Origin of the sequence: Micromonospora echinospora (genome assembly GCF_900091495.1) — a bacterium.
GTDB lineage: Bacteria > Actinomycetota > Actinomycetes > Mycobacteriales > Micromonosporaceae > Micromonospora > Micromonospora echinospora.
Genome location: NZ_LT607413.1, coordinates 4,600,435 through 4,613,853, shown reverse-complemented (window position 1 = coordinate 4,613,853; position 13,419 = coordinate 4,600,435). Strand labels below are relative to the sequence as shown.

The window sequence follows — 13,419 nt, the reverse complement described above, 5'->3', positions numbered from 1 at the left end:
GGCCCGACGTGCTCACAGTGGGTCGTCGCGGCCCAACTCCCAGCAGGCCACGGCGGTGGCGGCGGCGACGTTGAGCGAGTCGACGTTGCGGCGCATCGGGATCACCACCCGGACGTCGCTGGCGGCCTGCGCGGCCCGGCTCAGTCCGGGGCCCTCCGCGCCGAGGAGCAGCGCGGCCCGGGCGCGCTGGCCCGTGGTGAGCCGCTGGATCGGCACCGCGTCCGGCGCGGGGGTCATGGCCAGCACCGTGAACCCGGCCGCGCGGACCTGCGCCAGGCCGTCCGGCCAGGGCTCCAGCTTGGCGTACGGCACGGCGAACACCTCGCCCATGCTGACCCGGACGCTGCGCCGGTAGAGCGGGTCCGCGCAGGACGGGGAGAGCAGCACCCCGTCCACCCCGAGCGCGGCCACCGCCCGGAAGATCGCCCCCAGGTTGGTGTGGTTGTTGACGTCCTCCAGGATCACCACCCGGCGGGCGGTGGCGAGCAGGTCAGCCGGGCTGGGCAGGGGCAGGCGGCGGAACGAGGCGAGCACTCCCCGGTGCACGTGGAAGCCGGTGGCCCGTTCCAGCACGTCCGGGGTGGCCGCGTAGACCGGGGCGTCGCCGGTGTCCAGGTCGGCGAGCTGGTCGACCCGTTTGGCGTCGACCAGGAACGACCGGGGCGGGTAGCCGGCCCGCAGCGCCCGCCGCAGCACCAACTCCCCCTCGGCGATGAAGAGTCCGTGCGGCGGCTCCCAGCGGGTGCGCAGCTCGACGTCGGTCAACGCCCGGTAGTCGGCGATCCGGTCGTCGTCGGGGTCGGTGATCTGGTGGACGGGCACCGGAGGATTCTGCCCAACTCCCGTGCCGGGCCGGTCACCGGGCGTGCGTCCGGCATCCGGGAATTGAAATGCATTGCCGTCGACGGCATGATTGCCAGTCACGCGACGGGGGGAAGATCAGGTTGGGCGGGCCAGCAGGGGCGGACCAGTCGTGGGGCGATCTTCGGCTGGTGGCCACCGCACACGCCGTGTCGACCTTCGGCAGCTTCCTGAACCTGGTGGCGCTGGGCCTGTTCGTGCTGCACCTGACCGGCTCCCCGGTGCAGACCGGCGTCTTCATGGCCGTCCGCCTGGCCGCCGGGTTCCTCACCGGGCCGGTCGCCGGCCGGCTCGCCGCCCGCCACCGTCGCCCGTACCTGATGATCGGCGCCGACCTGCTCGCGGCCGGCATGCTCGTCCTGCTCGTCACGGTCCCCGCCGGGGCCCGGACCCCCGTGCTGTACGGACTCGCGGTCGCGCTCGGCGCCGGCCAGACGCTCTGGGGCGTGGCGATGCGCGCGCACCTGCCCACCATGGTCGGCGCGGACCGGTTGACCCGGGCCAACGGCCTGGTGGTCACGCTGCGCTCGGTGGGGATGCTGCTCGGGTTCGCCTCGGCGGGCGTGCTGGTGGGGTGGCTCGGCTACCACGTGGCGTTCCTGGTCGACGCCGCCACGTACCTGCTCTCCGCCCTGCTCCTGCTCCCGGTGGCCCGGCGCACCCCCGCCGCCGACCGCCCTGCCCCCACCACCGGGCGAACCACCGTCGCCGGGCGCGCGCCCGGCCGGTTCGGCCTGCTGCGGGCCGTCGCCCCGGTGGTGCCGGCGATGATCGCGGTACGCGCCGCCGACGCGTTCGGCTCCGCCTCGCACAACGTCGGCCTGCCGGTGTACGCGACCCTGGTCCGCCCCGACTCCCCCGCCACGTTCGCCGCCACCTTCACCACCGCCTGGGCGGCGGGCAGCCTGCTCGCCGGCCGCTGGGCCGCCCGGCGGGCGAAACGCTCGGGGCGAGGCCCCACGGAACTGCCCTTCGGCGTCGCCACCTGCCTGATGTCGGTCTGTTTCGTGCTCGCCTTCACCGGCCTGCCGGTCTGGCTGCTGGTCCCGGTGACCCTGGCCGCCGGCGCGGCCGACGGCTACGCCGAGATCAGCTACACCACCCGCCTCCAGGCGGTCGACGCCGACCTGCGGCCCCGCCTGTTCGGCTTCGCCAGCGCGGCGCAGAACGCCGGTTTCGGGCTCGGCATGATCGTCTGTGCCGCGCTGCTGGACCGGTTCCCGCCGCTGCCGGTCGTCGGGGCCGCCCACGGGCTGGCCCTGGCCGTCGCGCTCGTCTTCCTCGTGGCCCACGTCCGCCTCCGGACCGCAGCACGCCGTCAACCTGCCGAGGTAGCCCCGTGACCGTTCCCCGCCCGTCCGGCCGTCGTCCCGCCGTCAGCCACGGTGCCGAGCTGCCCGACGACCCGAAGCACCCCCGGACCCTGGGCGAGGCGCTCACCCGCGCGGCGGAACGGTTCCCCGAGGCCGGCCTCCACCTGGTCGCCACCGACGGCGACACCGACTTCCTGGCCCACCCCGACCTGCTCGACCGGGCCCGCGCGGTCCGCGACGGCCTGCGGGCCCGGAACGTGGACCCCGGCGGGTACGCGATCCTGCGGGTCGCCGCGTCCGTCGAGTACTGGCCGGCGTTCTTCGGTTGCGTGCTGGCCGGGGTGGTGCCGCTGACCACCGCCGCCGGGCCCGGCCACGCCGGGGACTCCCCGGCGCTCGACGCGCTCCGGCACGCCTGGCGAACACTCGGGGAACCGGTCGTCGTCGCCGGGGCGGCCGACGCGGTCGGACTGCGTCATCTCCCGTTCGGCGGGCGGGTGGTCACCGTGGCCGAACTGGCCGACGGTCAGCGGCCCGGGCCGGACACCGACCACCACGCCGGGCCGGAGGAGGTGGCGGTGCTGCAACTCTCCTCCGGCAGCACCGGCACCCCGAAGATCATCCCGCTGACCCACCTCGGTCTGTCCCAGTACGCCGTGGGCGCGCGGGAGATGCTCGACATCCGCCCCGGTGACGTGCTGCTCAACTGGCTCCCGGTGGACCACGTCGCCGGGCTGCTCCTCTACCACCTCGCCGGGGTGTTCCTCGGCGCGACCAGCGTCCACGTCGACACCGACCGGGTGCTGGCCGACCCGCTGCGCTGGCTGGAACTGATGCGCCGGCACCGGGTCACCCACAGCTGGGCGCCGAACTTCGGACTCCGGCTGGTGGCCGACGCGGTGGCCCGCGATCCGGGCCCCCGGTGGGAGCTGCGGCACGTACGGCGGATGGTCAGCGGCGGCGAGCAGTGCCGGCCGGAGACCTTCGACGCCTTCGAGGCGGCGACCGGCGTGCCGGCCGCCGCGATGACCCCGGCCTGGGGGATGTCCGAGACCTGCACCGCGATCACCTTCGCGTCCCTCGGCGAGCCGGGCTGCCGGCAGCGGGTCCGCGCCGCCAGCCTCGACGGCGACCTGGAGTGGGCCACCGCCGACGAGGATCCCGCCGACTGCGTCGAGTTCCTCTCCGTCGGCGCGCCCGCCCCCGGTGCCGCCCTGCGGATCGTCGGCCGGGACGACGAGGTGCTGCCCGAGGGGCGGATCGGACGGCTCCAGGTCCGTTCGCCCCGGATCACCCCCGGCTACCTCGGCGACCCGGAGGCGACCCGCGCCGCCCAGCGCCCCGGCGGCTGGTGGGACACCGGCGACCTGGCGTACATGGTGGACGGCCGGATCACCGTCACCGGCCGGGAGAAGGACCTGATCATCATCAACGGGCACAACCTGCCCTGCCACGAGGTCGAGCAGGTCGCCGGGGAGGTGTCCGGCGTCGCCGCCGGGCTGGTCGCCGCCTGCGGTGTGCCCGATCCCCGTACCGGAACCGAGTCGCTGGTCCTGTTCCACGTGCCCGACCCCGACGCGGGCCGGCCGGCGTCGGAGGTGGCCCGGGACGTCACCGCCGCGGTGGCCCGACGCTGGGGCATCGCGCCGGCCCGGGTCGTCGCGGTGCCCGAAGCGGAGTTCCCCCGCACCACCGGCGGGAAGATCCAGCGGGCCGCGCTGCGCCGCCGCCTCACCTCCGGCGACTTCGACGCCGACCGCCGCCCGGTCCCGGCCGCCGACACGCCGTCCTTCCCCGTCCCGGCCGTTTCCCCGGCCGTTTCCCCGTCGGACGGGCACGCAGGTGCCCCGCCCTCCCGGGCGGCGGTGCGCCGAGCGGTCCTGGACGCACTCGGTGACCTGCTCGGCGGCCCGGTCGACACCGACCGGCCGCTCTGGGAGCTCGGCATCGGCTCGGTGGAGATCGTCCGGCTCCGGGCCCTGCTCGAACAGGCCCTCGGCCGGTCGGTCCCGCCCCCGGCGTTCTTCGCGCACCCGACCGTCGACGCGCTCGTCCGGCACCTCACCGACACCGCCCCGGCCGACGCCACCGGCCCCGCACCGGTGGACCGGGACCACCGGATCGCCGTCATCGGCATGGCGGGCCGCTTCCCCGGTGCCGCCGACGTCGACGAGTTCTGGTCGAACCTCCTCGCCGGGGTGGAGAGCGTCCGCTTCTTCACCCCCGAGGAGCTGGCCGGCGCGCGCGTGCCGGACGCGGACGCCCCCGGATTCGTCGCGGCCAGCGGCGTCCTCGACGACGTCACCGGCTTCGACGCGGGCTTCTTCGGCATCAGTGCCCGGGAGGCCGAACTGCTCGACCCGCAGCACCGGCTCTTCCTGGAGACCTGTCAGCACGCCCTGGAGGACGCCGGGTACGCCGGTGCCGGCGACCGGGCCCGGGTCGGGCTCTTCGCCGGTGGCGGGATGAACCTCTACACCCACCACACCTACCTGCGGAACAACCTCGACGCGGCCACCCGGGTCGACGACCCAGCCACGACGATCGGCGCGGCACTGGGCAACCAGCCGGACTTCCTGGCCACCCGGGTCGCGTACCGGCTGGGGCTGACCGGGCCGGCGGTCACCGTGCAGACCGCCTGCTCCACCTCCCTGGTCGCGGTACACCTGGCCGCCCGCGCGCTGCTCACCGGGGACGCCGACCTGGCGGTGGCCGGCGCCGTCGCCGTGCACGTCCCCCAGGTCACCGGCTACCGGCACACCCCCGGCTCGATCCTCTCCGCGCAGGGCCGGTGCCGCCCCTTCGACGCCGCCGCCGACGGCACGGTCGGCGGCAACGGGGTCGCGGCGGTGGTGCTCAAGCCGTACGCCCGCGCCGTCGCCGACGGCGACCCGGTGTACGCGGTGATCCTCGGCTCGGCGGTGAACAACGACGGCGCGGGCAAGGTCGGCTTCACCGCGCCGAGCGTGACCGGGCAGGTCGAGGTGATCCGGCAGGCGCTGCGGGACGCCGCCGTGCCCGCCGCGTCGATCGGGTACGTCGAGGCACACGGCACCGGCACCGCCCTCGGCGACCCGGTGGAACACCACGCCCTCGCCGAGGCGTACGCGTCGGCCCGGCCGTTCCTCGGCTCGGTCAAGGCGAACATCGGTCACCTGGACAGCTGCGCCGGCATGGCCGGGCTGGTCAAGGCGGTACTGGCGGTCCGGACCGGCCGGATCCCCCCGCAGATCAACTTCACCCGGCCGGCGGTCGACCTGGCCCCGTTCACCGTCACCACCACCGGCGTCGGGTGGTCCGGGTCCGGCACCCCACGCCGGGCGGCGGTGAGCGCCCTCGGCGTCGGCGGCACCAACGCCCACGTCATCGTCGAGCAGCCGCCCGAGCCGGTCGTCGCCCCGTCCACCACTGCGTCGGCCGCCGGTGTCGCAGCCGTCGCTCCGACCGATGCCGTCCCGCTGGGCACCGTCCGCCCGCAGGCCACCGCTCCCGGCCTGCTGCCGCTCTCGGCGAACGACCCGGCCGCCCTCATCGCGCTCGCCACCCGCCACCGGGACCACCTCCACGCCCACCCCGACCTGGCCCTGGCGGACCTGGTGACCACCACGGGACGGGGTCGCCGGCACCTGCGGCACCGACTCGTCGCGCGGGGCGGCTCCCCCGCCGCCCTCGCCTCGGCACTGGACCGGTTCGTCGCCGGCACCGCCGCCTCGGACACCGTGGTCACCGGCACGGCCGCCGCCGGGCCGATCGTGCTGGCCTTCCCCGGACAGGGCGACCTCCGTCCGGTGCTGCTGCCGCTCGCGGAGCACTTCCCGGTGGTAGGGGACGTCCTGGCCGAGGCCGCGTCGGCGTACCGGGACGCGGTCGGCGGTGACCTCCTCGCCCGGCTGCGGGACGCTCCCGACCCCGCCGGGCCCGCCACCGACCTGGCCCAGCCGGTGCTGGTCGTCGTCGGACTGGCCCTCGCCGAGCTGTGGCGCTCCTGGGGGGTCACCCCCGACTACGTGCTCGGCCACAGCGTCGGCGAGTACACCGCCCTGGCCGTGGCCGGCGCGCTCCCGTTCGCCGACGCGGTACGCCTCGCCGCCTGGCGTGGCCGGCTCATGCACGACGAGCTGGAGCCGGGCGCGATGCTGGCGGTGCTCGCCGAACGGACGGTCGTCGACGACCTGGTCACCGGCACTCCGGTGGAGGTCGCCGTGGTGAACGGACCGGAACGACACGTCCTGGCCGGGTCACCCGACGCGGTCGCCACCGTCGCCGCCCGGGCCGCCCGGCTCGGACTGTCGACCCGGCGGTTGCCGGTGACCCGGGCCTTCCACTGCGCGGCGATCGAGCCGCTGCGGGACCGCCTGCGGGAGTTGGCCGCGCGGGTGGACCTGCGGCCGGTCCGGGTCCCGGTGGTCAGCACCGTCGACGGTCGGGTCCGCGAGCCGGGCTGGCGGCCCGACGCCGAGCACCTGTACCGGCAGGCGCGTGGGACCGTCGAGTTCCACGCCGCCGTCCGGACGGCCGTCGACCGGGACTGCCGGACGTTCGTCGAGGCGGGACCGGAGGCCGCGCTCACCCGACTGGCCCGGACGACCCGGTCGACGGCGACCTGGATCCCGTCCCAGCGACGCGGCCTCGACCCGGTCGACGGGGTGTGGCAGGCCGTGGCGGAGCTGTACTGCGCGGGCGCTCCGGTCGACTGGGTGGCGATCACCGAGGGCTGCGCCGGACGCCGGGTGTCGTTGCCCGGGTACCCGTTCCAGCGCCGCCGGTACTGGATCGACGCCGACCCGGTTCCGGTCCCGGCTTCGGCTTCGGCTTCGACCTCGGCTTCGACCTCGGCTCCGGCTTCGGCTTCGGCTTCGGCTTCGGCTGATGGTGCTGCCCCGCCGGTGCGGGCAGCTCCACAGGGCCCCGCACCCGACCCCACCGCACCGGCGAACGCCGTCCCGGCCCCCCTGCCCGTCCCGGCCAGCCAGGCAGCCCCCGCCGACGCCGACGGCGACGCGGCGGTCGACGGCGCGGTGCTGGACCGGGTCCGCGCGTTGACCGCCAGCAAGCTGGGGCTGGAGGTCGCGGCGGTCGGCCCCGACGAGACCTTCTTCTCCCTCGGGGCGGACTCCCTGCTGCTGATCAGCATGTCCCGGGAGATCGACCAGGCCTACGGGGTCCGGGTGCCGATCCGGGAGCTCTTCGAGGACGTCGACACCCCGCGTCGACTCGCCGAGCGGATCATCGCCGGCTCCGGCCGATCCCTGCCCGGAGATGCCCCGTCGCCGGCACCGGCGACGTCGTCGGCTGCGCCGCGAGATGCGGCAGGTCGGGCTGTCGAAGGGCCCGGGACACCCCCGGTCACCGCATCTGGAGTGGATCAACGGGGTGGCGCGCGGCCGGAACGGGCGATGGGCGGCGGAGCGGTCGAGGGAGTGGTGGCGGGAAGCGACCTGAGCGCGATCATCCACCGCCAGCTCGACCTGATGCAGCAGCAACTCGCCCTGCTCGGCGCGGCAGGGGCGACCACCCCGACGGCGGTGACCGCCGAGGGCCCGGCCCGGACGACCCCGGCCCGGGCGGTAGCGGCAGGCCCGGTTGACCCGGGTGCCTCCACGCAGGCGGCCGGGCCCGGGGGGATCGGGACGGACGAGGTCGGGGCCGGGGAGACCGGGGAGACCGGGGAGACCGGGGAGACCGTCGACGTCAGCCTGTACTTCTTCGGGGACTACCCCGACCAGCGCGCCGACGACCGGTACGGCCTGATCCTCGACGCCGCGCAGTACGCCGACACCCACGGGTTCCACGCCGTCTGGTTCCCGGAGCGGCACTTCCACTCCTTCGGCGGCAACTTCCCGAACCCGTCGGTGCTCGCCGCCGCGCTCGCCGTCCGGACCGAACGGATCCGGCTGAACGCCGGCTCGGTGGTGCTGCCCCTGCACCACCCGGTCCGGGTGGCCGAGGAGTGGTCCATGGTGGACAACCTCTCCGGCGGCCGGGTCGGGCTCGGCTGTGCCCCCGGCTGGCACGCCAACGACTTCGTCTTCCAGCCGGAGAACTTCGGCCGGCACAAGCAGGTGATGTACGAGCACCTGGAGACGGTGCGCCGGCTCTGGCGGGGCGACGCGGTCAGCGCCACGTCCGGCAGCGGCGACCCGGTCGACGTCCGGCTCTTCCCCCGGCCGGTGCAGGACGCCCCGCCGTTCTTCACCGCGATCGTCGGCAACCCGGACAGCTACCGGGAGGCCGCCCGGCGCGACGTCGGGGTGGTGACGAACCTGATGACCCAGGACGTCGCCCAGCTCGCCGAGAACATCGCCCTGTACCGGCGGACCCGCGCCGAGCACGGCCTCGACCCGGCCGCCGGTCGGGTGGTGGTGCTGCTGCACACGTACCTCGGCGACGACCTCGACCGGGTGCGCGAGGCGGCGTTCGACCCGTTCTGCGCGTACCTGCGGTCGTCGTTCAGCCTGCTCGGGCAGGTGGTGAACAGCCTCGGGATGAGCATCGACCTGGCCGACACCCCGGACGAGGACGTCCGGTTCGTGCTGTCCCGGGCGTACCGGCGGTACTGCGAGCAGCGGGCGCTGATCGGCACCCCGGAGAGCTGCCGTGGCGTGCTGGACGCGGTGCTCGACGCGGGCGCCGACGAGATCGCCTGTTTCGTGGACTTCGGCCTGCCCGCCCCCGCCGTCCGCGCCGGCCTGCCCTTCATCGACGCGCTGCGGCGGGCCACGTCACGCCGGACCAGGCAGCCGGGCCGGGAGGAGACCGGCCCGCGCCGCCGCACCCGGCAGGCAGGCCGGAAGGAGATCGCGCCGCTGACGCCCGGACAGCGCCGGCTGTGGCTGGTCGAGCAGCTCCACCCCGGCACGCCGGCGTACACCGAGGCGGTGGCGGTGCGACTGCGCGGCCCGCTGGACGTGGCGGCGCTGCGCGGCGCGCTCGGTGACGTGGTGGCCCGGCACGCCCCACTGCGCACCACTTACCGCGAGGTCGACGGCGAGCCGTGCCAGGTCGTCCGGCCGGTGGTGCCGGTGGAGCTGCCGGTACGGGACCTGACCGGACGGGCCGAGGAGCCGGCCGTCGCGGAGACGATGGCCGGGGAGAGCCGACGGGTCTTCGACCTGGCCGAGGGCCCCGTGTTCGCGTTCACGCTGCTGCGGCTCTCCGCCGACCACCACGTGCTGGTGCTGGCGTTCCACCACCTGTCCACCGACGGTGGCTCGTACGCCGTCCTCACCCGGGAGGTCTCGGTCGCCTACCGGGCCCGGCTGGCCGGCACCGCGCCGGAGCTGGCCGCCCTGCCGGTCGACTATCCGGAGCTGGCCCGGACCGCTGCCGGGCGGGCTACCGCCGTCGACGAGGCGGACCTGCGGTACTGGCTGGCCCGGTTCGATCCGCCGCCGCCCACCCTCGTCCTCCCCTCCGACCTGACCCGTCCGGCCCTGCCCTCACCGGCCGGCCGGAGCGTCTTCACCGAGGTCCCGGCCGAGCTGGCCGTCCGGATCCGCCGGTTCAGCGGGGCCGAGCGGGTCACCCCGTTCACCACCCTCCTCAGCGCCTTCGGCGTCATGCTGTTCCGGTTCAGCGGGCAGCCGGACCTGGTGGTCGGCACCGGGTTCAACGGCCGGGACGAGCGCACCGCTGACCTGGTCGGCTTCTTCGTCGACACCCTGCCGTTGCGGCTGGACCTCACCGGCGACCCGACCTTCCGCGAGGTCCTCACCCGCGTCCGGGCCGCCGCCGCCGACGCCTACGAGCACGCCGCCGTGCCGTTCGACGCCCTGGTCCGGGCGCTCGCCCCGCACCGGGAGGCCGGCCGGCACCCGCTGTTCGACGTCGTCGTCGAGTACGAGACCGGCGGTGCGTTCGCCTTCGACCTGCCCGGCGTGACCGCCGAACCGCTGCCGGTGGGACTGGACAAGGCACCGGTCGACCTCATGGTCTACCTGTCGCACACCGACACCGTCCGCTGCCACGTCGAGTACCGCACCGAGGTGTTCGATCCGGTGACCGTCCGCAGGCTGCTCGACCACTGGGTCCGGCTGCTCGACCGGCTGACCAGGGAACCGGACGTCCCGCTGTCCCGGCTGTCCGAGACCGTCGAGGTGCACGCCGGGCGGGACATTGCGCAGACCGCCGACCGACTGCACGACCTGGTCCTCTGGCAGGCCGGTCGGACGCCGGACGCGCCGGCGGTGGTCGGTGGCGCGGCCCGCTGGACGTACCGGGAGCTGCGGGTGTGGGCCGAGGCGCTGGCCCGGGAGGTCACCGCCGCGGGCATCGGGGCGGACGACCTGGTCGCGGTGCTGTTGCCCCGGCGGCCGGAACTGGTCGCGGCGCAGCTCGGGGTGCTGCTCGCCGGAGCGGCCTTCCTGCCGCTCGACCCCGACCTGCCGCCCGCCCGGCTGGCCGCCCTCCTCGCCGACAGCAGTGCCCGGCTGGTGGTCACCTTCACCGCGCTCGACCGTCCGGTGGCCCCGCCCCGACTGCTGGTCGAGGAGGTCGACGTCGCCGCGGTCGGGGCCGGGGACGCGGAAGCGCCCCGCCCGCCGGCCGGTTCCGACCCGCCCGCCGGGTCCGGGCCGGACCACCTCGCCTGGTGCGTCTACACCTCCGGCTCCACCGGTCGCCCGAAGGGGGTGCTGGTACCGCACCGCCCGGCCTTCCACGCCGTCGCCTGGCACGTGGCGGCGCTCGGGCTGACCGGCACGGACGTCGTCGCCCACGGGCTCGGCCTCGGCTTCGACGCGAACCTCGCCGAGATCTGGCCGGCGCTCGCCGCCGGGGCGACCGTCCAGCTCGTACCGGACGAGGTCCGCGCCGACCCGGCGGCGCTGTGCGCCTGGTGGGCCCGGCACGGGGTCACCGTGGCGTTCCTGCCGGCATCCCTCGCGGAGCTGGTCTTCGCGTCCCCCGTGCCGGCCCCCGCCACGCTGCGGACCCTGGTGGTCGGGGGCAGCCAGCTACGCCGCCGGCCGCCGGCCGGGTTCCCGGCCACCGTCGTCAACGCGTACGGCCCGACCGAGGCCGCCATCGTCACCACCGCCGGGCCGGTGGCCCCGGACGGCACCGGCCCGATCGACATCGGTGGCCCCGTCGCCGCCCACCGCCTGTACGTGCTCGACCCGCACGGCCGACCCGTCCCACCCGGAGCGGCCGGCGAGCTGCACGTGGGCGGCGACGGGCTGGCCCGGGGCTACCTCGATCGGCCGGCGGAGACCGCCGGGGCCTTCACGCCCGACCCGTACTCGACCGTGCCCGGTGCCCGGATGTACCGGACCGGGGACCGGGTACGGGTACGCGGCGACGGGACCCTGGAGTTCCTCGGTCGCCTCGACGACCAGGTCAAGATCGCCGGTCACCGGGTCGAGCCGGGCGAGGCCGCCGCAGCGCTCGTCCAGCTGCCCGGCGTCCGGCAGGCCGCCGTCGTCGCCCGGTACGACCGGGGTGACGAGCCGTACCTGGCCGCGTACGTGGTGCCGGCCGACGACGATGAGCCGCCGGCCGTCCGCACGGCCCGGTTGACCGCCGCCCTGGCCGACCGGCTCCCGCCGTACCTGGTGCCCCGGGCGTGGGTGCTGCTGGACGCGCTGCCCCTCGGGGAGAGCGGCAAGGTCGACCTGGCCCGGTTGCCCGCCCCGGAGGTGGCGGCCGGCGACCAGGTGCCGCAGGCGGGTGTGGAACGGCTCGTCCACGACGCCTGGTGCGCCGAGCTGGGCGTGGAACGACTACCCCTGGACGCGCCGTTCTTCACCGCCGGTGGGCACTCGCTGGCCGCCGTCCGCCTCGCCAACCGGCTGTCCGGGCTGCTCGGCACCGAGGTCGGCGTGCACCGGGTCCTCCAGGCCCCCGGCATCCGGGCCATGGCCGCCGCCCTCACCACCCCGGTGGCGGTCGGGGAGGACACGATCGTCGACCCGGCCGCCACCGGCGGAGACGGCGTCGAGGAGAGCGCGCCGGCGACGTACCAGCAGGAGCTGATGTGGCACGGCCAGCGACGGGCTCCGAACCCGGCCGCGGTGCACATGCCGGTCCGGGTCGCCCTCACCGGCGACCTCGACGTGCCGGCGCTGCGGGCGGCGCTGGACGCCCTGGTCGCCCGGCACGGCGCGCTGCGGACCCGCCTGGTCGAACGGGACGGCACGCTCACCCAGGAGGTGCTCCCCCACCGGCCGCTGGTCGTGCCCGTGACGGACGTGTCCGGGTCGGAGGTGGACGCCTGGTGCATCACGACCGGCCGGGAGCCGTTCCCGGACGACGGACCGTGGCTGCGGGCCCGGCTGGCGCGGCTGGCCGGCGACCGGCACGTGCTCATGCTCGTCGTCCACCACCTCAACGGCGACGGTTGGTCCATCCAGCAGTTGCTGCGTGAGCTGGCGGAGGCGTACCCGGCACTGCGGTCCGGCCGGTCCCTCCCCGGCGAGCGGACCGGTGGTCTCCGCTACACCGGGTACGCCCGCCGGCAACGGGACACCGGCACGCCGGAGCCGGTCCGGCGGTACTGGCGGGAGCAGTTGACGGGCGCGCCGAGGAGCGTGTCCCCGCCGGCCGACCGGCTGCGGCCGGCGAAGCTGAGCGGTGACGGCGACGAGTACGCCTTCGACCTCCCCGCCGCCCTCGCCGACCGGGTACGTGGGGCCGCCGGTTCGTCCGGCAGCGTCCTGCCCGTCCTGGCCGGTGGATGGGCGCTGCTGATCGGCCGGCTCACCGGGACGGCCGACGTGGTGCTCGCCGCCCCGTACGCGCACCGGGACGCCGCCGACGTCGAACCGGTCGTCGGCCTGTTCACCAGCGTCGTCCCGCTGCGGGTGCCGCTGGCCGGGGCGGACTCCTTCGCCGACCTGGTGGCCCGCACCGACCGGGTGTTCCTGGACGCGCTGCGTCACCAGCCGGCCCCGGTGGGCACGATCTACGCCGCCGTCGACCCGACGTGGCGGCCCGGGGAGCCGCCGCCGGTCGGCACCGCCCTGTTCGGCTGGAACCCGGGGATCCCGTCGCTGTCCCTGCCCGACCTGGACACGGAGGTGGTGGACCAGGGCCTGGCCTGCGCCCGCCGTGACCTGGGGGTGGTGTTCTCGCCCGCCGGGCCGGTGCTGCGCGGGGTGGTGGAGTACTCCACCGACCTGTACGACCGCGCCACCGTGGCCCGGTGGTGCGCCGAGTACGTCGACCTGCTCACCGCCGCGCTCGCCGACCCGTCCGGCTACCGGCTGCCGGCAGCGGGGAGGTGGCCGGGCGGCACCCGGCCGTGAGC

The 13,419-nt window shown here is 75.9% G+C and carries 3 protein-coding genes; 2 read left to right on the top strand and 1 reads right to left on the bottom strand.

The annotated features are described in order from the left end of the window. Positions 1-12: 12 nt before the first annotated feature. A complete protein-coding gene (locus tag GA0070618_RS20755; protein ID WP_088983133.1) occupies positions 13-822 on the bottom strand; it encodes a TrmH family RNA methyltransferase in 810 nt (269 codons plus the stop codon). A 170-nt stretch (positions 823-992) separates the two neighbouring features. Between GA0070618_RS20755 and GA0070618_RS20750 the strand changes: the two genes are divergently transcribed. Next, positions 993-2,204 carry an MFS transporter gene (locus tag GA0070618_RS20750; protein WP_170107907.1) on the top strand — a complete coding sequence of 404 codons (1,212 nt, stop codon included), beginning with the start codon at positions 993-995 and terminating at the stop codon, positions 2,202-2,204. Continuing rightward, positions 2,201-13,417 carry a non-ribosomal peptide synthetase/type I polyketide synthase gene (locus tag GA0070618_RS35205; protein WP_170107906.1) on the top strand — a complete coding sequence of 3,739 codons (11,217 nt, stop codon included), beginning with the start codon at positions 2,201-2,203 and terminating at the stop codon, positions 13,415-13,417. Before GA0070618_RS20750 ends, GA0070618_RS35205 begins: the two co-directional genes overlap by 4 nt. Positions 13,418-13,419: the final 2 nt, after the last annotated feature.